The 19,461-nt window shown below is 35.1% G+C and carries 29 protein-coding genes and 1 pseudogene; 17 read left to right on the top strand and 13 right to left on the bottom strand.

All coding sequences use genetic code 11. The features are described 5' to 3' along the window. From rpsD to ABYK18_RS11570, 5 genes and pseudogenes are all read right to left on the bottom strand, one after another. Positions 1-83, bottom strand: a pseudogene (gene rpsD / locus ABYK18_RS11590) (30S ribosomal protein S4); the annotation flags it as partial. 11 nt (positions 84-94) lie between these two features. Continuing rightward, complete coding sequence (gene rpsK, locus ABYK18_RS11585; RefSeq protein ID WP_373036838.1) at positions 95-487, bottom strand: 30S ribosomal protein S11; 393 nt, start codon at positions 485-487, stop codon at positions 95-97. 10 nt (positions 488-497) lie between these two features. Then, positions 498-860 carry a 30S ribosomal protein S13 gene (gene rpsM / locus ABYK18_RS11580; RefSeq protein ID WP_373036837.1) on the bottom strand — a complete coding sequence of 121 codons (363 nt, stop codon included), beginning with the start codon at positions 858-860 and terminating at the stop codon, positions 498-500. Between the two features lie 2 nt (positions 861-862). Continuing rightward, complete coding sequence (rpmJ, locus tag ABYK18_RS11575) at positions 863-976, bottom strand: 50S ribosomal protein L36 (protein WP_008338806.1); 114 nt, start codon at positions 974-976, stop codon at positions 863-865. A gap of 291 nt (positions 977-1,267) precedes the next feature. Next, entirely contained in the window at positions 1,268-1,612 is a 345-nt protein-coding gene (locus ABYK18_RS11570) for a hypothetical protein (RefSeq protein WP_373036836.1), read from the bottom strand. Positions 1,613-1,764: 152 nt separating this feature from the next. On the opposite strand from ABYK18_RS11570, the gene ABYK18_RS11565 reads away from it, so the two are divergent. The 3 genes from ABYK18_RS11565 to ABYK18_RS11555 are packed head-to-tail and all read left to right on the top strand — an operon-like array spanning position 1,765 to position 4,958. Continuing rightward, complete coding sequence (locus ABYK18_RS11565; protein WP_373036835.1) at positions 1,765-3,015, top strand: diguanylate cyclase; 1,251 nt, start codon at positions 1,765-1,767, stop codon at positions 3,013-3,015. A 36-nt stretch (positions 3,016-3,051) separates the two neighbouring features. After that, complete coding sequence (locus tag ABYK18_RS11560) at positions 3,052-4,302, top strand: radical SAM protein (protein ID WP_373036834.1); 1,251 nt, start codon at positions 3,052-3,054, stop codon at positions 4,300-4,302. Beyond that, entirely contained in the window at positions 4,299-4,958 is a 660-nt protein-coding gene (locus tag ABYK18_RS11555) for a glucosaminidase domain-containing protein (protein ID WP_373036833.1), read from the top strand. Before ABYK18_RS11560 ends, ABYK18_RS11555 begins: the two co-directional genes overlap by 4 nt. Before the next feature lie 18 nt (positions 4,959-4,976). Here ABYK18_RS11555 and ABYK18_RS11550 read toward each other — a convergent pair whose 3' ends face one another. The 3 genes from ABYK18_RS11550 to ABYK18_RS11540 form a co-directional block, all read right to left on the bottom strand. Beyond that, positions 4,977-5,219: a hypothetical protein gene (locus ABYK18_RS11550; protein WP_373036832.1), complete on the bottom strand. Its 243-nt coding sequence runs from the start codon at positions 5,217-5,219 to the stop codon at positions 4,977-4,979. 69 nt (positions 5,220-5,288) lie between these two features. Further along, on the bottom strand, positions 5,289-6,611 hold the full coding sequence (locus tag ABYK18_RS11545) for a M99 family carboxypeptidase catalytic domain-containing protein (protein ID WP_373036831.1): 1,323 nt from the start codon (positions 6,609-6,611) through the stop codon (positions 5,289-5,291). Next, a complete protein-coding gene (locus tag ABYK18_RS11540; protein WP_373036830.1) occupies positions 6,571-7,374 on the bottom strand; it encodes a D-alanyl-D-alanine carboxypeptidase family protein in 804 nt (267 codons plus the stop codon). The genes ABYK18_RS11545 and ABYK18_RS11540 overlap by 41 nt, the downstream gene beginning before the upstream one ends. A 72-nt stretch (positions 7,375-7,446) precedes the next feature. Here ABYK18_RS11540 and ABYK18_RS11535 point away from each other — a divergent pair, with 72 nt between their 5' ends. The 8 genes from ABYK18_RS11535 to trpB all read left to right on the top strand — a co-directional run bounded on the left by ABYK18_RS11535 (position 7,447) and on the right by trpB (position 12,529). After that, positions 7,447-7,758, top strand: coding sequence for an ArsR/SmtB family transcription factor (locus ABYK18_RS11535; RefSeq protein ID WP_373036829.1), 312 nt, complete (start codon positions 7,447-7,449; stop codon positions 7,756-7,758). Further along, positions 7,751-8,155 carry an arsenate reductase ArsC gene (locus tag ABYK18_RS11530; protein WP_373036828.1) on the top strand — a complete coding sequence of 135 codons (405 nt, stop codon included), beginning with the start codon at positions 7,751-7,753 and terminating at the stop codon, positions 8,153-8,155. Before ABYK18_RS11535 ends, ABYK18_RS11530 begins: the two co-directional genes overlap by 8 nt. Beyond that, positions 8,155-9,408, top strand: coding sequence for an arsenic transporter (locus ABYK18_RS11525; RefSeq protein WP_373036827.1), 1,254 nt, complete (start codon positions 8,155-8,157; stop codon positions 9,406-9,408). The genes ABYK18_RS11530 and ABYK18_RS11525 overlap by 1 nt, the downstream gene beginning before the upstream one ends. A 14-nt stretch (positions 9,409-9,422) precedes the next feature. After that, positions 9,423-9,677 (top strand): hypothetical protein, encoded by a 255-nt coding sequence (locus ABYK18_RS11520; protein WP_373036826.1) that lies wholly within the window; start codon positions 9,423-9,425, stop codon positions 9,675-9,677. Between the two features lie 26 nt (positions 9,678-9,703). Beyond that, complete coding sequence (locus ABYK18_RS11515; protein WP_373036825.1) at positions 9,704-10,141, top strand: rhodanese-like domain-containing protein; 438 nt, start codon at positions 9,704-9,706, stop codon at positions 10,139-10,141. Positions 10,142-10,213: 72 nt separating this feature from the next. Beyond that, positions 10,214-11,062: a S1 RNA-binding domain-containing protein gene (locus tag ABYK18_RS11510; RefSeq protein WP_373036824.1), complete on the top strand. Its 849-nt coding sequence runs from the start codon at positions 10,214-10,216 to the stop codon at positions 11,060-11,062. Positions 11,063-11,064: 2 nt separating this feature from the next. Continuing rightward, positions 11,065-11,274, top strand: a complete 210-nt coding sequence (locus tag ABYK18_RS11505; RefSeq protein ID WP_373036823.1) for a hypothetical protein — start codon at positions 11,065-11,067, stop codon at positions 11,272-11,274. Positions 11,275-11,311: 37 nt separating this feature from the next. Then, positions 11,312-12,529, top strand: a complete 1,218-nt coding sequence (gene trpB / locus ABYK18_RS11500; protein WP_373036822.1) for a tryptophan synthase subunit beta — start codon at positions 11,312-11,314, stop codon at positions 12,527-12,529. Positions 12,530-12,548: 19 nt separating this feature from the next. Here trpB and ABYK18_RS11495 read toward each other — a convergent pair whose 3' ends face one another. From ABYK18_RS11495 to ABYK18_RS11480, 4 genes are read right to left on the bottom strand one after another with little or no spacing between them, the layout of a single operon-like run. Next, positions 12,549-13,727 (bottom strand): YbfB/YjiJ family MFS transporter, encoded by a 1,179-nt coding sequence (locus ABYK18_RS11495; protein ID WP_373036821.1) that lies wholly within the window; start codon positions 13,725-13,727, stop codon positions 12,549-12,551. Continuing rightward, positions 13,724-14,446 (bottom strand): endonuclease III domain-containing protein, encoded by a 723-nt coding sequence (locus ABYK18_RS11490; RefSeq protein WP_373036820.1) that lies wholly within the window; start codon positions 14,444-14,446, stop codon positions 13,724-13,726. The genes ABYK18_RS11495 and ABYK18_RS11490 overlap by 4 nt, the downstream gene beginning before the upstream one ends. Next, positions 14,430-14,744, bottom strand: a complete 315-nt coding sequence (locus ABYK18_RS11485; RefSeq protein ID WP_373036819.1) for a methylated-DNA--[protein]-cysteine S-methyltransferase — start codon at positions 14,742-14,744, stop codon at positions 14,430-14,432. The genes ABYK18_RS11490 and ABYK18_RS11485 overlap by 17 nt, the downstream gene beginning before the upstream one ends. Further along, entirely contained in the window at positions 14,741-14,974 is a 234-nt protein-coding gene (locus ABYK18_RS11480) for a hypothetical protein (RefSeq protein ID WP_373036818.1), read from the bottom strand. Before ABYK18_RS11480 ends, ABYK18_RS11485 begins: the two co-directional genes overlap by 4 nt. An 89-nt stretch (positions 14,975-15,063) precedes the next feature. Between ABYK18_RS11480 and ABYK18_RS11475 the strand changes: the two genes are divergently transcribed. The 6 genes from ABYK18_RS11475 (at position 15,064) to ABYK18_RS11450 (ending at position 19,218) form a co-directional block, all read left to right on the top strand. Continuing rightward, a complete protein-coding gene (locus ABYK18_RS11475) occupies positions 15,064-15,852 on the top strand; it encodes an ABC transporter permease (RefSeq protein WP_373036817.1) in 789 nt (262 codons plus the stop codon). A 98-nt stretch (positions 15,853-15,950) separates the two neighbouring features. After that, positions 15,951-16,304: a hypothetical protein gene (locus ABYK18_RS11470; protein WP_373036816.1), complete on the top strand. Its 354-nt coding sequence runs from the start codon at positions 15,951-15,953 to the stop codon at positions 16,302-16,304. Beyond that, positions 16,286-17,221: an MlaD family protein gene (locus ABYK18_RS11465; RefSeq protein WP_373036815.1), complete on the top strand. Its 936-nt coding sequence runs from the start codon at positions 16,286-16,288 to the stop codon at positions 17,219-17,221. Before ABYK18_RS11470 ends, ABYK18_RS11465 begins: the two co-directional genes overlap by 19 nt. Next, positions 17,218-17,874, top strand: a complete 657-nt coding sequence (locus tag ABYK18_RS11460; protein ID WP_373036814.1) for a hypothetical protein — start codon at positions 17,218-17,220, stop codon at positions 17,872-17,874. The genes ABYK18_RS11465 and ABYK18_RS11460 overlap by 4 nt, the downstream gene beginning before the upstream one ends. A gap of 164 nt (positions 17,875-18,038) precedes the next feature. Further along, entirely contained in the window at positions 18,039-18,332 is a 294-nt protein-coding gene (locus tag ABYK18_RS11455) for a chorismate mutase (protein WP_373036813.1), read from the top strand. A 7-nt stretch (positions 18,333-18,339) separates the two neighbouring features. Then, positions 18,340-19,218 carry a sulfurtransferase gene (locus ABYK18_RS11450; protein ID WP_373036812.1) on the top strand — a complete coding sequence of 293 codons (879 nt, stop codon included), beginning with the start codon at positions 18,340-18,342 and terminating at the stop codon, positions 19,216-19,218. 20 nt (positions 19,219-19,238) lie between these two features. Here ABYK18_RS11450 and infA read toward each other — a convergent pair whose 3' ends face one another. After that, on the bottom strand, positions 19,239-19,457 hold the full coding sequence (gene infA / locus ABYK18_RS11445; protein WP_013326041.1) for a translation initiation factor IF-1: 219 nt from the start codon (positions 19,455-19,457) through the stop codon (positions 19,239-19,241). Positions 19,458-19,461 lie beyond the last annotated feature (4 nt).

Raw genomic sequence — 19,461 nt, 5'->3', positions numbered from 1 at the left:
GCTAAACGACGCTCACCTTTTAAGTTAAGGCTTACACCGAATCTTCTTTCGATTTTTTCTACTGGACCTCTATATCTTGCCATCAGTAATCTCCTTAAACTCTACGACGCTTAGGTGCGCGACAACCGTTGTGTGGTAATGGTGTAACATCTTTCATAAATGTAACACGGATACCTTCGATAGCACCTACAGCTTTAGTTGCTGTTTCACGACCTGAACCAGGACCTTGAACTTTAATACCAAGTTCTTTTATACCATGTACTTGTGCCTTAGCTACAGCATCTTCAACAGCTGCTTGAGCCGCAAATGGAGTAGATTTTTTAGAGCCTTTGAAGCCTAGGCTTCCTGCAGAACTCCAAGCAATCATATTACCCATTTCATCTGTAATAGTTACAAGAGTATTGTTAAATGATGCCGCGATATGACAAATACCACGAGCAATATTTTTCTTTACTACTTTTTTTCTAACAGCTTTTCTTTTTGCCATCCGTTAATCCTTATGCTGCGCCGACAGTTTTACGTTTACCCTTACGAGTACGCGCATTTGTCTTAGTTTTTTGACCACGACATGGAAGACCACGACGGTGACGAAGACCACGATATGAACCTAAATCCATAAGTGCCTTAATATCCATAGCAACTTTTTTACGAAGATCACCCTCTACCATATGGCTAGCGCGAATCTCTGCAGTAATAGCAGCTACATCATCTTCGTTTAATTCGAAAACTCTTTTGTTATAGTCTATACCCGTTGCGTCTAAAATTAGACGAGAAGCGTGTAAACCAATCCCATAGATGTATGTTAAACCATACTCTATTCTTTTCTTTTTAGGTAAATCAACACCAGAAATACGAGCCATGGTTATCCTTGTCTCTGTTTATGTTTTTTAACTTTGCAGATTACTCTTACAATGCCTTTTCTCTTGATAACTTTACAATCATCACACATCTTCTTTACTGAAGCTCTTACTTTCATTGAAAGTCCTTTTATCTTTATCTTTGCTGCATGTAGGCAGTTAATTATTATTCCCACAAAATCCGAATTAGTCCGGCTTTTGTTCAGTCACTGAAGCTACGTCTGTCGACGAGAACAATTTAGCTTGCCAATACTTTTATCTCTTATATATAGTATATAAAGATAGAAATACTCAACTATTATGTTAAAACAGCAAAGCGGACGAGGATTGTATCCAAAAAAATGTAAAAGATTTATTAAACGCTTAATATTTGGTCTATATTTTATAGAATTTTCACTGTATTTTTCACATTAATCCCATATTACACTTACTCCATACTCTTGGTTGAGCGTTATATATTTACTGTAATAAACTTTTTTTCCATATTTTTTACTTAGCATCTCTACTTCTATGGACTCACCTGCAAGAAGTTCTCTTATTTCTTTATATGAAAGCCATTTTCCATATCTAGATAGTGTGTTTTGCCAAATCTTAAAATCACAAGTGGCGTCTGTTGCCAGTTCAAACATCTCACCATCTTCTGTTACCCACTTAGCGTTTGAACAGGCATAAAGTTTTACTTTTTTGCCGCTTACTTCTTTATCTCTAACTTCAATTATTCCATCATCACAATATGGACATTTACCCAAAAGCATATACTCTCCTAAATAATTATTAAAAACTTTAACATGGATAGTTATTCAGCCCTAAAAAAATGGCAATATGCAATATAATCATAAGAACTTCACACAAAATTTAATATTTATAGGTATAATCAGTGTTAATATAATTATTCTAGGTGTAAGCAATGAAAAAAGTCTTAGTAGTTGATGACAATCATGAAATTTTAACTTTGTTAAAACAAGAAATTAAAAAACACAATAATATTGAGCCATTCTATGCCCGTACTTATAAAGAAGCAATGAATCTTGTAATAGAACATCAAGGTAAGTTTCATGCTGCTTTATTGGATATACATCTTCCAGATGCTAAAGATAAAGAAATTGTTGAACTTACAAGTTTTTATAATATACCTTCTGTAATATTTACTGATATAGTTGATGAAAAAATACAAAACGCATTATTAAATAAAGATGTCATTAATATTATCTCAAAAAATGACTTATCTGGCATAGTATGTGCGGTAACAGATATATCCAGAACATTAAAAAACTATGATACAACAATTTTAATAGTTGATGATTCAGACATTTATAGAAAAATTTTAAAAGACAGTTTAAAAAAAATCAAATTAGAAGTAGCCGAAGCCTGTGACGGTGCTCAAGCATTAGAGATATTGGATAACAACAAAAACATATCTCTTATTCTCACAGATTACGAGATGCCAAACATGGATGGCTTGGAACTTACATTCAGATTAAGGGAAAAGTACAAAAAAGACCAACTTGGGATAATTGTGATTAGTATTGTAGAAGAGCAAAACGTAATAAGTAAGTTTTTAAAAGTCGGTGCAAACGATTTTTTAAACAAAAGATTTACACATAATGAAATTGTAACTAGAATAAATGCAAATCTAGAACTTTTAGAGCTCTTTGGACAGATAAAAGATATGGCCAACAAAGATTTCTTAACCGGAGCATATAACAGACGGTACTTTTTTGATACCGCAGAGTATATATATTCAAAAAGTAAAAGACATGAAGCTCCTTTAGCAGTTGCAATGATAGACATAGATAAATTTAAAAATATTAATGACGTGTACGGACATGATACAGGTGATGTTGCAATACAAGAAGCAAAAAGAATATTAGACAAGAATCTAAGGACTTCTGATTTAATGGCACGTTTTGGAGGTGAAGAGTTTTGTGTACTTCTTGATGATATTACATATGAAAATGTAAGATTACTTTTTGAGAAGATAAGAAATAAATTTCAAAACAACATTATTAGAACAGATAAACATACTATTACTTACACTGTTTCTATTGGGGTTTATTTTGGTTCATCAAACTCACTTGAAGATATGATAAAACTCTCAGATGAAGCCCTATATACTGCCAAAGAAAACGGCAGAAACAGAATAGAAATAAAATCATAAAATTGTTTTAGTGAAGATTTTGCTAAAATTTCAACCATGAATGAATATTTAAACAAATTTAATGATTCCATTAAAAATACACTTTTTCTGAAACTCCCTTCAAACGAGCAAGAGTTTATAAAAAACAGATCACTCCAATTGAAATTTTCTCATCAAGAGATAAAACAAATTATAGATATTGCAAGAGACCTTAGCATCTGGGATGAGAAGAGTATAGTAGAGATTTTTCCTGAGCATAATCAAAAAAAAGTAGTCTTTACAAGACTTCGCAAAGCTTATGAAGATATCAGAAACAAACCTAACTCTTATGAAAACTTTGAATTAAAGAACATACCGAAAGAGCAGAAGTTCACTTTTAAGACAGAAGCCAAAGAAGGCTTTGGTCTTGGACTTTGTCCTGTTGCATCTGAGAAGACGCGATGCTGTAATCTTTTAACTCTCGATGCTGTTGAGAGTTGCGGCTTTGACTGTTCTTACTGTTCAATTCAGAGTTTTTACAATCAAAACACCATCACTTTTGACAGCAACTTTGCCGATAAGCTCAAAAATCTCAACCTTGATAAAAACAAAACATACCACATTGGAACGGGTCAGGCGTCCGACTCGCTTATGTGGGGAAACCGTGAAGGCATACTGGATGCACTTTTTTTATTTGCAAGAGAGAACCCTAATGTCATCTTAGAGTTTAAAACAAAGTCTGACAATATAAAATACCTTTTAGAAAATGAAGTACCTAACAACATACTATGTACATGGTCGCTTAACACTCCGACTATCATAGAAAACGAAGAGCATCTGAGTGCTTCTCTTGATAAACGTTTGGCATCTGCAAGAGCCGTAGCGGACAAAGGTGTTAAAATAGGTTTTCACTTTCACCCGATAGTAGAGTATGAAAACTATCTGAATGATTACGCAGATGTTTATACGAGACTTCTAAAAGAGTTTAAGCCTGTAGAAGTAGCACTTGTGAGCTTTGGCACGCTTACTTTCATAAAACCCGTAATCAAACAGCTCAGAGACAGAGAGTTTAAAAGTAAGATAACACAGATGCCGTTTGTAGATGCAAGCGGTAAAAGTTCTTATCCTGATTCCATAAAAGTAGAGATGTTTAAACACGCTTATGAAAGTTTCACTCCTTGGCACAGTGGTGTTTTCTTCTATCTTTGTATGGAAGAGCATGAGATGTGGAGCAAGACTTTCGGCTACCAATATTCTACAAACAATGATTTTGAAAAAGCGATGCTTGGTGCATATTGTAACAAACTAAATATGGAGTTTTTGATATGAGATTTTTTGGAATTTACACCTTTTTAACACTGCTCCTATTATCAAACACTCTAATGGCAAAAGAATCAAAATCACTAACCGTACAAGAGAAAAAAGAAAACTTCCGTAAACTCATAGTGCCTGCCGTAAACACTGTTTATGATGAACTAGAGACACAATACATAGAAGTATCGCACTACATAAATAATGATAAGTACTATAGAGATGAAATCTCAGATCTTAAAAAAATCTATAAAGTTAAAACAGATAAAGCTTTACTCCTAGCTTTAAAACCACACCCAAAAAGTATTGCTATTGCTCAGGCGGCCATGGAGAGTGCATGGGCAACGTCAAGGTTTTTTCGTAAGGCCAACAATGTTTTTGGCATCTGGTCATTTAACAAAAATGATTCAAGAATAGCAGCGGGTGAGAAAAGAGGTTCTAAGACTATTTGGATTAAAAAGTATGAATCCGTAGAAGATTCCGTGAGAGACTACTATAAAAATCTAGGTCGTTCGCCTTATTTTAAAGAGTTTCGCAGACTCAGAATGAAAACAGATAATCCGTACAGGCTTGTAAAAAAGCTGGATCGTTATTCGGAGTTGGGTAAAGCATATGGCAAAGAGTTGACTTCAATAATAAAACATAATAAATTTTATCTTTATGATAGAGAGTAAGAAGAGATGCCGGAAGTCTTAGTGACTTCCACATCCACCGCCGCAGCAGCCATTGCTTGTTGACTCTGCAAAAGCAATAACAAAATTGTTTCCGGCTTCTTGAACTTTAAAGTCATGTTTACCGCAAAACTCATCATTCATGTGATCTCTCATCTCGATTGATTTCATAAGAGCGTCATCTTTAGAAGCTATTTCAATTCCATTTTGTAAGTCACTTTTTCTAAAACATCCACACTCATTTTCTACAATAATCTTAAACATATTCATTCCTTTTATATAATATTTTCGTATATTATCGGAGTGAACTTTTCTTTTTACTTGCTCAAAAAACTAAGTTTTAAATTTAATCAAAACCATACCGGCAAATTTATTTTGTGTGTAGTATTCAACTCTATAAATAGTGCCTTTTCTATCAAGAGAGAAGTGTTTTGGTATCTCTTTACTTTTTATCTCAACGCCGGTTTCTCTTTTATTCTTGTTTGTATAACCTATGACATTTACTCTATAGCCATTGCTTTGTTGAACTAAAAAGCTCTCTTTTACATCCACTAGTGACCCAAACTTAACATCTTGAAATTTTCCGTCTATCTTTAATTTTACACTTCTATGCTCATAATCTATATCAAGATAGTCCGCTTTAAGTCTTGAGAGTCTTCTGTTTCCATACTGAATCACATAAGTATTGTCTTTTTTGATAATTGTAAGCAATGGATTACTAGCCTTAAAATCCAGCACTCCATCTTTTTTGATAGGAAAATATTTTACAATATCTCTTATTTGAGAAAGAGGCAGTTTGATTTTTTCATTATATAAAGAGATATAAATATCATCATTTATAGCTCTATAAACACCTTTTGGATCGAGTGTAAACTTTCTTTTGTACTCTATGCCCATAATGTCCATATATTTCTCTAGGGCTAAAAGATGGTAGTAAACTCTTTTATGTGTCGGGAGGTTTTTACTAGCCTCATTTCCAAAAGCAGCTTTTCCTTGATTGATGGCAAAATAAGTAAGAGATTTTTCCATCTCCTTATCACCCTCTTTTGTTCTTGTATTGTGAACATGATAAATATCTTCACTTTTAATGAGATTATTATTTACATGCTTTACAACCTTAGATGATATCTCTTCAAGGTTTCCGTAAACAGGGGCATCAATATTTGCCTGGTCTACTATTGAGCACTGTCCCCATTTGTTTGGTGAGTGCATATGGTCTTCATACTTTTTTCTATAATAACCGCTTCCATCGTGAAGATTTACTATCAGTTTTACATTATCGTCTTTAATGTAATTTTTGATTCGCTCAACCGTTTTATATTCGGGGTCTTGTTTAGATAGTTTGGCAAACTTTCTGTTCATATCGCCGTAAGGGCCTCTGCTTCTTTTGATGATGCTGTAAAAATTAAGATTCGGGACTATCCAGATTGAACCTTTTGTTATCTCATAATGAGTTGCAAGAAGAGATGCAGATAAAAATCCGCCCGGTTCATCGCCTTGAATACCGCCGACCACAAGAAGGGTGTTTTTATCTTGTTTGCCTTTTTGTATCAGGTTAAATTCAAAACCATTTTGAGCATTAGATACAAGAGGCAGTAAAAGTAAAAAAAACAGACTATATAACTTCAACATGCCACGGTTCAAACCGTACCCCATCACTATTGTTCTTTTTATATCTCATACTTATATAATCAAGTTTTTTCATTTTTTTAAACTCAAGTGTAGAGGCAAAAGCATCTGTAAAATTTTTATATCCCCATCCGCGTCTGCCGACATCAAAATCGCTGACAGTGTGGTAAGAATATGCAGGAGGTGCGATTTGAATAGAAGCTTGTGTAATATTACCGCCATTATGATAGAGTTTATTGCAGTAAAGACTTAACTGTTTTACGACATTTCTTACACCTGAAGTTAAAACAAGAGTATGTCCTATGTCTTTTTTCAACTTGCTATAATCTTCTACCGGTTTGCCTTTAAAGAGATAATGTCCTGTATGTGGAACTTTTATAATATCTTTTGCTGAAATCTTATTGTTTATATCCGTACACGTTTTAGTTCCAAAAAAACCGTATTGTTCAGGGTTTTCTAAAAAAAGCTTATCAACAAGAGCAAGTTCATCTTTTGTAAAAAGACCGATTGTAGAATAATTTCGCCCATAAAAAAGAGCATCTTTAAATGAAACAATATTAAAATTGCCATATCCTATAAACCTACGCAATCTCTTAAGTCTTTTATTTAAAACCTTTAGAGTAACAAACTCTTGATATGAAAGATATATATCATTGGAGTCGGTAAAATAATCATTTGCAAATACTGGTGATAATGATATAGTCGTTAAAAAGTGTCTTCTGTTCATGGTCGTAATTATATCTAATTTAGAATCAACTTTTTCTTGTTCAGAGTCAAATGTCCTTTGCAATACATCAATATATCTTGATATATTAAATTATTATGCTATTATTTCATTTTTATAGCAAAAGGAAATTTTATAATGGAAATATTTTTAAAAACTATCAGCTCAATAAATGATGAGACCAGAGTGGAAATACTAAACTTTATCAACCAAAACGGTGAGGTGTGCGTTTGTGACATAGAAAACTCATTTAACATGATCCAGTCCCGCATCTCAAGGCATCTGAAAATCTTAAAAGACGGCGGTTTTTTGAAAGTGGACAGGCGTGGTCGATGGGCGTTTTACTCTATTAAGAGCCCTCTTGATGAGTTTAGACAATCAATACTAAAAGAAATAAGTTTCTCAGAAGTAAAATTACCAAAACTGAATAAAGGATGTAAAAGTGAATAAAAAAGTTTTAATATTATGTACCGGAAACAGCTGTCGTTCTATCATAGGAGAGGCTGTGCTAAACAAATATCTTGATGGTGTAGATGCCATGAGTTCAGGTGTAAAAGCAAGCGGGAAAGTAAATCCGAATGCAAAAAAAGTTTTAGAAGAAAATGGTTTATGGAGAGATGATTACCACTCAAAAACTCTTGATAAAGTCATAGATATAGATTTTGACCTTGTCGTGACAGTCTGCGACAACGCGATGGAGTCTTGTCCTGTCTTTCCTAAAATAACTAAAGTAATTCACGTTGGCTATGAAGACCCAGACGGTAAAGATTACTCGGCATTTGAGAAGACTCTAAAACTGATTAAAATGGAACTAACACCGATAGTAAGAATGGAACTGGGTCTGTAATGTTACTGGCATCTATCATATTTCTTATCACACTCATTTTTGTTATCTGGCAGCCACGAGGCCTTCAAATAGGAACAACAGCCGTAATCGGCGCGGTAGTGGCACTTATTGTCGGCGTGGTAAGCATTGGCGATGTGGCTATTGTTTTTGACATTATCTGGGATGCCACACTCGCTTTTATAGGGATAATCATACTTTCTATGGTGCTTGATGAGATAGGTTTCTTTGAGTGGGCGGCACTGAAGATGGCAAAACTCTCCCATGGAAACGGGCATCTGATGTTTGTCTACTCTATAATTCTCGGTGCTATAGTATCGGCTCTTTTTGCAAATGACGGGGCAGCTCTTATCTTAACACCTATCTTGCTTGCCAAGATGAACATCCTTCGTCTGAACACTAAGACAATCTTGGCTTTTTTACTTGCAGGCGGATTTATCAGTGACAGCGCATCTCTGCCTTTTGTATTTTCTAACCTTACAAACATAGTAACTGCCAACTACTTTGACATAGGCTTTGCTCAGTTTTTCTCAAATATGATTATTCCGTATTTTGTAAGTGTTATTGCTAGTATGGCTGTTCTTTGGATCATCCTAAGAAAAGACATACCTCAAACTGTAGATATTCATCTTCTTAAAAAACCAAGCGATGCCATAAAACATCAGGGCCTATTTAACTTTAGCTGGTTCTTTTTAGCACTTCTGCTTAGCGGTTATTTCATAGGAGATGCGTACAATGTTCCTGTATCAGTTTTTGCTCTTGGCGGTGGAGTTCTCTTTTTACTCATTGCATCTATGACTAAAACCGTAGAACCAAAACAGATAATAAAAGAAGCACCATGGCAGGTTGTATGGTTCTCACTAGGTCTATACATAGTTGTTTACGGTTTAAAAAATGCCGGACTTACTGACTACATAACTGAGATACTTGTCTACCTGAACTCTCAAAGCGAAGTAGTTGCGGTTGTCGGGACAGGTTTTTTAGCAGCATTTTTAAGTGCTTTTATGAACAACATGCCGACTATCATGGTAATGGACATCGCACTGGTCGACATTGCAAATGAAGCGATGATCTATGCAAACATAATCGGTTGTAACTTAGGACCTAAAATGACACCGTTTGGTTCACTGGCAACCCTTCTTTGGCTACACACACTAAATAGAAAAGGGGTTAAAATCAGCTTCTGGTCTTACTCAAAGTTTGGTCTAATTGTAACCCCACCTGTTCTTTTGGTGGTCTTATTATCACTGACTTAAAAAAAGGATTTAAAATGTTTAAAATAAAAAATACACTTAATGGAATACAGGCTAATCTAAGCGGATTTAAAACTGAGGATATAAGCAGTAAGATTGAAGCATGTAAAGATGGAGCATGTGAATGTTCATGCGACATAGAGATAATGAAAAAAATTGAAAAAATTGAAGTATCCAAAACAGAAGACGGAACAAGCGTTACAATAACAGGCGATGTAAATGCCGAGACTTTAGCACCAATGATGCAAGAGTGTTTGATGTATAATAAATAGTTGGTTTATACATAAAAGGAGAATCGATGCGAAAATATTTATTTATACTCGTATTTTTTACAACTTTAGTCAGTGCTCAAAATTTTGATACATATTTAAAGAGTTTTGATTATGAATCAAAAACAGCTATGAAGATAAAAACAGTCGAGATGCTAAACATGCTCGAAGAAGGAACAGTTCAGGTCATTGATATAAGGTTTCATGAAGAGTTTGAACTTTGGAATTTAAAATTTACAAAGAATATCCCTCTGAATGAACTTCCCGACAGATTAAACGAGTTGGATAAGAGTAAATTAATCGTAACTGTATGCCCTCACAACGATAGATCGAACATTGCAAGAATGTTTTTGACGCTAAAGGGGTATAAGGCAAGATATTTGAGTGACGGGCTCTTAACTACCGTCAACTACCTAAAAGGTGATAACGCAAAAGAGTTTTTGGAAGAATACAAAAAAAGAAAATAAAGATATAATGTCACCAATAATTTATGTGGAAAATCACATAGACTAAAATAACGGAATAACCAAGGAAACACCATGCGACAAAACGAATACCTAGAACTAGGTAAAATCAACACCCTTCTTATAGATAGACTGACAACTCCGGGTGCATACCTGATGGCGCTTGATGGAAATGATGTACTTCTACCAGGACAGTATCTCACACCAGAGATGAAAGAGAAAACACTTGTAGATGTCTTTTTATACACTGATTCAGAAGACAGACTTGTAGCTACAACACTAAAACCAAAAGCTATGCTCGACGAGTTTGCACTCTTTGAAGTTATAGATACTGCATCTTTTGGAGCATTTATGGACTGGGGTTTAAGTAAAGACCTTTTAGTACCAAATATGTTTCAAAAGACACCTTTTAAAGTCGGCGAAAAAAGATTTTTAAGAGTGATCTACGATGAGAGAACTCACCGTCTTGTAGGAACAGAGAAACTCGGTGATTATTTTGAGCGAAAAGTCAAAGGCATCAAAATTGCCGATGAAGTAAACATCTTAATCATCTCTAAGACTCCGCTTGGCTACAAATGTATCGTAGAAGATAAATACGAAGGTCTAATATATCACAATGAGATTTTTGAAAACATAAACCTTGGCGATAGAAAAAAGGCTTTTGTAAAAACAATAAGAAAAGATGGAAACATTGACCTCAACCTTAGAAAACCAGGCAGTAAAAAAAGCGGCAGCTCAGCAGATAAAGTTCTTGAACTTTTAAAAGAGAACAATGGTATCATGCCTTACAACTACAAAAGTGATTCAGAACTTATCAAAGATATTTTCGGTCTTAGTAAAAAAGATTTTAAACGTTCACTTACAGCTTTAGTGGATGCCGGTAAAATAGAAATAAAAGATACCGGTATCTACATCAAGGAGTAAAAATGGCTAAGAAGAAAAAAAGCGTCGAACTCTCAGATAAAAAAATAAACTTTATGATTGAAAAAATATCTTATAAAGCTATAAGATACTATCCTACCGCAATGAGTCTGGATGTTATGGCTACAGATGCAGACGGTGCAAAGCTAGGAATGCAAAACATTCCCTTTGCACATATTCCTAAAGAGATAAAGAAAATTATCAAGCCAAATTAACTATAATTGTTCCAAATATAAAAAAGGAACAACTTTCATGTCTAAATCTTACTTAGAATCAACTCCGGATGAAAACGGATTTTTTGGAAAATTCGGCGGCTCTTTTATACCGCCTGTGTTAGAGAAACCATTTGCAGACATCACTCAAGCATACAATGAACTAAAAGACTCTCCTGAGTTTATCGAAGAACTTAAATATGTAAGAAAGCACTATCAGGGACGTCCCACTCCTATCTCATTTGCTAAAAATTTGACTGAATACTGCGGCGGTGCAAAAATATACCTAAAAAGAGAAGATCTAAACCACACAGGTGCACATAAACTAAATCACTGTATGGCTGAAGTCATACTTGCAAAGCATCTTGGCAAGACAAAAGTTATAGCAGAGACAGGTGCGGGTCAGCACGGTGTTGCCCTTGCAACTGCGGCAGCTTATTTTGGACTTGAATGTGAGATTCATATGGGTGAAGTAGATATTGCAAAAGAGCATCCCAATGTTGTCCGCATGAAGATCCTTGGTGCAAATGTCATCCCTGCAACTCATGGACTTCGTACTTTAAAAGAAGCAGTAGACAGTGCGTTTGAGAGTTATGTACCTCAGGCTGATACTGCTATTTACTGCATCGGAAGTGTTGTCGGACCTCATCCTTTTCCAATGATGGTAAGAGACTTTCAATCAGTTATAGGACATGAAGCAAAAGAACAGTTTAAAGAACATGAAGAGAACTTGCCGGATGCAGTAGTTGCATGTGTTGGCGGAGGTTCAAACGCTATGGGAATCTTCGCAGGTTTTATTGACGACAAAGAAGTCGAACTTCACGGTGTTGAGCCTATGGGTATAGGTGAAGAACTAGGTGAACATGCCGCAACTCTTACTTATGGCCAAGAGGGTGTGATGCACGGATTTAACTCTATAATGCTAAAAGATTCTGATGGTGAGCCAGCTCCCGTTTACTCTATCGGTTCCGGTATTGATTATCCTTCTGTCGGACCTGAGCATGCACACCTGCAGGCCATAGGCAGAACAACTGTAGGTCTTTGTAATGATGAAGAAGCTGTAGATGCTTTTTATAAGCTCTCGCAGCTTGAAGGTATCATCCCTGCGCTAGAATCAGCTCATGCCGTAGCTTATGCGATGAAGCTTGCAAAAACAATGAACAGCGAGCAGACCATCCTAGTCAATCTAAGTGGCAGAGGCGACAAAGACATTGACTTTGTTGTTGAGAGCTACCCTATTCCAAACGCTAAATTCTAATCAATTATCTTCTTGCATCTTAGGTGTGAGAAGGTTCTATCTTCTTCGCATAAACTAAAAATATTATCCCGCTAAAAACTATAGCTGCTGTCACATAAAGAGTGGAGTTGTAATTTCCAAAATACTCAATAAGAGCGACACTGTAAAGAGGTGCTCCGACTTGCCCTATGCCGTATGCGGCTGTCATTGAACCCATGAGAACAACAGGATTTTTACCAGCCAACTTTCCTCCTAGATGCATAAAAAGAGCTACAAGCCCGATAAAAGTGCTTCCGTACAAAGCACCGCTAAGCAGGTTAAGATAGATATTTGTACTAAAAGCCGGAATCAAGATGCCGATAACCTGTAGTGCCATAGCGGCGATAATAATATTCAGACTTCCATAGTTATGAGCCAAGCGCATCCAGATGATAGAAGAAGGGATACCTGCAATCCCGACTATCAACCAACCGACACTTCCATAACCCTCAAGCCCTTTAAGCGAGTTGATGATGTCGGGTAAAAATGTTCCCTGAACAACAAAACCTACTCCCTCGGTAAAGTAAGCCAAGATCAACAAGATAACATAAGTGGAAAAGATGGACTTTGAGAGTTTGTGTTTCACAGCCTCTTGTTTTAGCGTTTTGTCAAAAGAGAGTATATAAACTGAGTAAAATGATATGACAAATGCAAAAATCGTCAAAGCCATCCACGCATCTGAGAAAGTTCCCTCTCTAAGCGCATACTGACTTATCAGCTCACTCACAAGTATGGCAAAACCTATCCCGCTAAAGTGTATGCCCATAGCTTTTGTCTTGTCTTCAAAGTTCAGCTTTACCATAACCAAAGCGCCGCCCACTATAAGAACCATTGCCGAACCAAAACCTGCAACCACGCGGGAGACTAGCCATAGTGTCTCATTTGTTGTAGTCGCTAAGACAAAGGTAGTCAAGACACTAAGAAACATTCCTATTCTAAAATACTTGACTTTTGTATTTATATCTTTGATAAAGATGGAAAATATAGCACCGCTGAGATATCCCGCAAAATTAAAAGATGCAAGAATACCGGCAAAAGTAAGCGTTAAAAAACCTTCGAGCATATTCGGCAAAAGTGAAGTAAAAGCAAATCTGGCAACACCAACTCCCACTATTATGGCAAATATACCTGCAAGAAGTATTGCCACGTTGTTGTTTCTATCAAGTAATCTTATGTTCACAATATTTTCTCTTTTAAAAAGCAGCCTACAGCGTAAGGTTTTTTAGAATAAAACTCTTTAGAGTGGTTTACTATAAGCGCATGAAACTCTTGAAACACTATTAGCAGTTCTTTGTCATCTTTTATGCACTCTTTTAGAGAGTCTTGCATTAGTTGTTTCATATCTTTGTATTTTGCCTTTACATCTATGAGTCCAAGTTCCAACAGCACTCTTTTTGTATAAGCATCTATCTTAAACTCAGGCGTATTATATCCATATAAAAGTATAGAATCAGCAGTCTCCTCGCCGATTCCTAAAACCGATAAAAGCTCATCTCTAGTTGGAATTTTTTCTTCAAGTGCTTCAAAAAAAGCAATAAACTCTAAAATATATCTCGCTTTTTGATTATGATATCCTGATGGTCTTATGGCAAGTTTTAACTCATCAATATCCATCTCTTTTATAGCTTTAGGAGTGAGTGCATTTTTCTCTTTTAAGTTATGAAGAGATTTTACTACAGATGTAAAACTTGTGTTTTGGGTCAAAATCGAACCCAGACAAACTTCAAATACTTCATCAATATCTCTTGGAAAAGAGTAATCGAGTATATGATAACCCTCAGAGTTTCCATTTTTAGACTCATTTACTCCCTTGTAGTTTACAAAAGGCCACCATCCCTGAGGACCGTAAGCTTCATAAAGCAGTTTATAAATCTCGTATATTTTATTTGTCTTTTTCATATTTTTGTAAAATCTTCTTTTTATCAATACCCCATCTGTATCCGCTCATAGCGCCGCTCTTTGCGATGACCCTGTGACAAGGTATAAGAAAAGCAATATCATTTGAACCAATCGCACTTGCGACTGCTCTGACTGCTTTTGGTCTGCCTATAGACTTTGCGATATCTTGATATGTACTCAGGGCTGCATATGGAATATTTAACAAAGCTTTCCAAACATCTATTTGAAAATCCGTTCCTTTTACAAATAGGTTTACTTTTTTCCTGTCTATAAATATGTTTTTTAGATATTCGTTCATTTTTTGTCATCTCTGATCATCACGGAATTTTTCCAGCTCTTTTGTAACTCCGCAAATAACTTCTCTTCATCTTCACCAAAAGCTAAAAAACAAATACCTTTTGAAGCAGCTGCAATCATTACTTTTCCAAATAAAGTAGTACCGTATCCATACATGATTTCAAGATTCTCATCCAAGCTTTTATACTCTTTTTGCGTCATAGATGCAAGGTTTACAAAATTATCTTTCAAAAGTAACTCCTGCTGCAAAACAAATTATAAAAATTATACCAAACACTAAGGCAAAATATAGGATAATAACTCAAATTAGGAGAGTGAGTGTGGTTTTAAGATTTATTGAGGATATCGGTGATAAAACTATCAGCGCACTGTCATCGTTGAATGAAGCACTGAAGTTTACATCTTTATGTCTGTTTCATATGATTCAGCCGGGCAGTTATAATCCTGCCATGCAGATGGTTCTTACCAAACAGATCTATTTTACGACTGTTCAAATCATCCCTCTCTTTACTACTATGGCTGTTCTTTTTGGCTCGGTAATTATCGGAGTTGTTATTGTCTTGGCAACAGAGTACAGCCTGCAGGATGAAATCGGCTCTATTATCATTACCTTTGTTATAGATGAGTTTTCTCCATTTTTTACTGCCTTGCTTATCTCTCTTCGCTCCGGAACAGCAGTAAATACTGAGATTGCAGTCATGAATGTAAATAAAGAACTAAATACATTAAAGCAGTATAAAATAGACCTCATTGACTATCTGTTTTTGCCAAGAATAATCAGCGGTATGATAAGCGCAGTCTCACTTTCGATTTTGTTTGCGGTGATTATGCTCAGCAGCGGTTATGTGTTTACTCTTTTTTACATGAATATGGATTTTCACACTTATAAATATCTGCTAATCAGTGCTATAGAGGTTCAAGATCTGGTAGTCCTGCTGGTTAAAAGTATGGCTTTTGGGTTCGTTACAATGCTTATCCCTATATACAGCGGGCTTAAGACCACAAATGCATATACAGCGATTCCTATCTCCGTTTTAAACGGGATGGTAAAGCTTTTTATCGCATTATTTTTTATTGAGGTGTTATCATTACTACTGCAATCACTGTAAGACTTTTTGATCGCTACTATGAGATAGGTGACTACCTGCTAAGTGAAAAAGAGTACTCTCTTATTTCTAAAAATACGCCTCTTATATCCAACCTTGATATGCTTGAGAATATTGCTCTAATCAAAGAAGTACATGAGCATATGCCGACAAAGAAGGCTCAAGAAGAAGCAAAAGAGCAACTTAAAAAAATAGAACTCGAAAGTATCAGCTTAAATCGACTGAACCAATGTGACACATATGAGGTATTTTGTGTCTCTCTTATTCGTGCGCTGATGACTAAAGAGATGAATGTTATAATAGTCTCTCCATTTCATTTAATCGATAATCTTAGAGATATAGAGACGGTAGTAGCTACAATACAGAAGTTGGAAGTTAAAAAAAACATTTTAATCCTAGACACTGTCTCAAACGAAATTCACTATAAGGGATCCTCATGCAATATAGTAAAATGAAACTTGCAGTAGGTATTTTTGTTATTACACTTTTCATAACTATAAGCACATTTTTATACCTGCTCCTTGAAGACAAGGGAACATTTAACAAGAGGTATAACTATCATTTTACAACAGAAAGCGCTTCATTTTTCAGTGTCGGGATGCCGCTTAAATTTTCAGGTTTTGATATAGGTGTCATAGATAATATCTCACTAAACGATGATGGAACTGTCTACATGACTTTTTCCGTAGATGAGAATAACAGAAGATGGATAACAGATGGAAGTGTATTGATGATTATCAAACCGCTTATAGGTTCTGCTCACATCGAAGTATATTCCGCGATTGACAATGAGGTTCTTGAAGCAGATTCAGAACTGCAGATGCTGCAAAACGACGATATCAATGACATGATATTAAAACTAGAACCCGCAGTTGATAAAATAATCAACATTATTAATAGCATAGATTCCATTACTTCCGATATTGCAAGAGACGATTCTAATCTAAAACAAACAATGCAAAATATTAAAGAGTTCACATCCAAACTATCAAATAGTGATTCTATTCTTAGCAGCATTACTGGTGATAAGGAATCGACAAAAAACATCATTGCATCTCTAAACAAGACTACTGAGATTATGAAAGAACTTCATACAATCAGTAAAAATATCTCAAAAACCACATCTTCCCTTGATTCAAATATCATGGATCCGGCTTCCTCGGCGATAAAAGAGCTTGATGTGATTATGAAAGATGTAAAGCAAAAACTGGATGCACTCGATGGCACAGTTAAAGCAGTCGGAACTTATGACAAAGATCTCATCGAGTTAAAAGAACAGATATCAGTCAGTGTCCAAAAATCAAACCAGATTATGGACAAGGTAGATGCTCTTATGCAGGATGAAGCAAAAAGTGAGGTGACTTTGCCATGATAAAAATAGCTTTACTATCCATCGGTTTATTACTGCTCAGTGGCTGTTCTTTTAAATCTCCGCCAAATCAGTGGCAGTACAAAAGTACTTCAGCTTTTGATTCATACATAAAGAACTTTCTCAGCTCAAACGATGCTTTGGCAAAAAATGATTTAAACAGAGCCGTAGAACATGCAAAACAAAGTGCTGACTTAACCATGCTCTCTCGCATCTACCTTGGTGAGTGTGCATTGAACATCAGTGTCGGCTTAAAAGACAGTTGTGAAAAATATAATAATATTGCGGATTTGATCAATGACAAAACTCTAGATGCCTACTATCATCTTATAACTCTGAACATGAACTCATTGCAACTTTTAAATCTTGATAAAGAATATAAAGATTTTGCTTCATATATCAGTACAAAAGAGTTCTCTAAAGCTGATGCACAAATATCAAAAATATCAAAACCGACTTCTAAACTTTTATGTGCTGCTCTTATGAAAGAAAATCTAAGCTCCAAGACAAGAAAAGAGATGATTGACCTAGCTTCTTTTTATGGTTATAAAAGAAGTGTTGTGTTTTGGCTGAATGAGGCTAAGAAAAATAGTAAAGATGAAAACGAGCGCAACAATCTATCTAAAAAGATATCTGTGTTAAAATCAAAAAACTGAAATAGTCAACCCTCAGGAGAGAGAGGTTGAAGTATAGCCTTAGAGTCAAGTTAAGACCATACATGGAGAATCGTAAATATATTATATATTTTAATAGTTACTAAAGTGTTAACGAAATCTTATCTCTTTTAGGATAACATTTCTAATAATAAAAGGAAACAGATATGAAAAAATGTAATTCACTTGAAGAAGTCAGAACAGAAATAGATATCCTTGACGATAAAATCGTAGATTTAATCTCTGAACGTAGCCATCTTATCCGCCAAGCTGCAAAATTTAAAAACAGTGTTGATGAAGTAAAGGCTGAAGATCGTATTGAATTCATCATGCAAAAAGTACGCCATAGGGCTATTGCATTGGATGTTTCGCCAAATCTGATTTCAGACCTTTTTACCATTATGATAAACGAAATGGTTGAGACTGAGATATCAGAATTTAGAAATAAACAAATATTTTAAGTTAACTATGAAATATTTTTTAATACTAAGCTTAAGCTTTTTAACACTTCTTGCATCTGACGCTTTCATACAACCGAGCGAACTGAAACATTTACTTGAAGACAAAAAATTAATCATCATCGATGTAGCCGATTCAGCAATTTATAAAACAAGTCATATCCAGGGTGCTATATACTGTGATGTGACCAAGTTTATTAAAAAAGAAAACAACCCTTACTCCCTTATGGATTCACCTCAAATCATAGGACAAGAATTACGAAATCTTGGAATAAACCAAGACTCTAAAGTAGTTATATATGCTCATAACACACAAAAAGGTATTTTAAATACAAGTTATTTGGCTTTTGTTCTTCTTTACAGCGGTTTTGAAAACCTGAGTATTTTAGACGGCGGATATATGTCATGGGTATTTGAAAATGAACGATTAACCTCTTCTAAAAAATCAGAAGCTCACGAAGAAGGAAATTTGGTTATTAAAGTAAACCAAAATATTTTAGCAACTCTTAAGAGTGTGCAAAATAACCTTGCAACAACTCCTATGTTGGATGCCAGATCTCCTAAAATGTACTATGGAACAGAGCGTTCGAATAAAATCAGGACAATCGGACATATATCATATGCAAAATCAAGTCATTATGAAGATAAGTTTTTAAGAGACACAACACTAAGAGAACAAAAAGAACTAGATGAGATTTATATATATGGGCATGGTCTTAAAAAAAGTGATGAAGTTATAGTCTATGGTGATGATGTTTTTACAGCCAGTATGGAATTCTACATTTTATATAAACATATGGGATTTAAAAATACTAAACTCTATGAAGCTTCTTTACTAGAATGGGGAAATTCTTTGGGTTTACCTATGACCAGGTTTAAGTGGGAATAAAAAAGAGCGTTTACTCTTTTTTATTTGTAGCGGTAAGTTATACGTCCCTTATCAAGAGAGTATGGTGTTAACTCTAATTTCACTTTATCACCCGGAAGTATCTTAATATAGTGCATACGCATTTTACCTGCGATATGACATAAAATAATATGTCCATTTTCTAATTCAACACGGAAAGTTGCATTTGGTAATGCTTCAATAATCTTGCCGTCAACTTCTATAACGTCAGCTTTAGCCATTTAT

This window comes from Sulfurimonas sp. (assembly GCF_041563495.1).
Lineage (GTDB): Bacteria > Campylobacterota > Campylobacteria > Campylobacterales > Sulfurimonadaceae > Sulfurimonas.
The sequence above is the reverse complement of the archived record's forward strand: the minus strand, read 5'-3'. Positions and strand labels throughout refer to the sequence as shown.

Excerpts from the sequence above, each read along its gene's own strand:
- ABYK18_RS11535 (WP_373036829.1), top strand. The coding sequence starts at position 7,447 with ATGGAAATATTTTTAAAAACTATCAGCTCAATAAATGATGAGACCAGA.
- infA (WP_013326041.1), bottom strand. The coding sequence starts at position 19,457 with ATGGCTAAAGCTGACGTTATAGAAGTTGACGGCAAGATTATTGAAGCA.
- ABYK18_RS11515 (WP_373036825.1), top strand. The coding sequence starts at position 9,704 with ATGCGAAAATATTTATTTATACTCGTATTTTTTACAACTTTAGTCAGT.
- ABYK18_RS11485 (WP_373036819.1), bottom strand. The coding sequence starts at position 14,744 with ATGAACGAATATCTAAAAAACATATTTATAGACAGGAAAAAAGTAAAC.
- ABYK18_RS11505 (WP_373036823.1), top strand. The coding sequence starts at position 11,065 with ATGGCTAAGAAGAAAAAAAGCGTCGAACTCTCAGATAAAAAAATAAAC.
- ABYK18_RS11455 (WP_373036813.1), top strand. The coding sequence starts at position 18,039 with ATGAAAAAATGTAATTCACTTGAAGAAGTCAGAACAGAAATAGATATC.
- ABYK18_RS11510 (WP_373036824.1), top strand. The coding sequence starts at position 10,214 with ATGCGACAAAACGAATACCTAGAACTAGGTAAAATCAACACCCTTCTT.
- ABYK18_RS11465 (WP_373036815.1), top strand. The coding sequence starts at position 16,286 with ATGCAATATAGTAAAATGAAACTTGCAGTAGGTATTTTTGTTATTACA.
- rpsM (WP_373036837.1), bottom strand. The coding sequence starts at position 860 with ATGGCTCGTATTTCTGGTGTTGATTTACCTAAAAAGAAAAGAATAGAG.
- ABYK18_RS11525 (WP_373036827.1), top strand. The coding sequence starts at position 8,155 with ATGTTACTGGCATCTATCATATTTCTTATCACACTCATTTTTGTTATC.
- rpsK (WP_373036838.1), bottom strand. The coding sequence starts at position 487 with ATGGCAAAAAGAAAAGCTGTTAGAAAAAAAGTAGTAAAGAAAAATATT.
- ABYK18_RS11490 (WP_373036820.1), bottom strand. The coding sequence starts at position 14,446 with ATGAAAAAGACAAATAAAATATACGAGATTTATAAACTGCTTTATGAA.
- ABYK18_RS11565 (WP_373036835.1), top strand. The coding sequence starts at position 1,765 with ATGAAAAAAGTCTTAGTAGTTGATGACAATCATGAAATTTTAACTTTG.
- ABYK18_RS11460 (WP_373036814.1), top strand. The coding sequence starts at position 17,218 with ATGATAAAAATAGCTTTACTATCCATCGGTTTATTACTGCTCAGTGGC.
- trpB (WP_373036822.1), top strand. The coding sequence starts at position 11,312 with ATGTCTAAATCTTACTTAGAATCAACTCCGGATGAAAACGGATTTTTT.
- ABYK18_RS11555 (WP_373036833.1), top strand. The coding sequence starts at position 4,299 with ATGAGATTTTTTGGAATTTACACCTTTTTAACACTGCTCCTATTATCA.
- ABYK18_RS11450 (WP_373036812.1), top strand. The coding sequence starts at position 18,340 with ATGAAATATTTTTTAATACTAAGCTTAAGCTTTTTAACACTTCTTGCA.
- rpmJ (WP_008338806.1), bottom strand. The coding sequence starts at position 976 with ATGAAAGTAAGAGCTTCAGTAAAGAAGATGTGTGATGATTGTAAAGTT.
- ABYK18_RS11570 (WP_373036836.1), bottom strand. The coding sequence starts at position 1,612 with ATGCTTTTGGGTAAATGTCCATATTGTGATGATGGAATAATTGAAGTT.
- ABYK18_RS11470 (WP_373036816.1), top strand. The coding sequence starts at position 15,951 with ATGCTTGAGAATATTGCTCTAATCAAAGAAGTACATGAGCATATGCCG.
- ABYK18_RS11550 (WP_373036832.1), bottom strand. The coding sequence starts at position 5,219 with ATGTTTAAGATTATTGTAGAAAATGAGTGTGGATGTTTTAGAAAAAGT.
- ABYK18_RS11545 (WP_373036831.1), bottom strand. The coding sequence starts at position 6,611 with ATGGGGTACGGTTTGAACCGTGGCATGTTGAAGTTATATAGTCTGTTT.
- ABYK18_RS11520 (WP_373036826.1), top strand. The coding sequence starts at position 9,423 with ATGTTTAAAATAAAAAATACACTTAATGGAATACAGGCTAATCTAAGC.
- ABYK18_RS11560 (WP_373036834.1), top strand. The coding sequence starts at position 3,052 with ATGAATGAATATTTAAACAAATTTAATGATTCCATTAAAAATACACTT.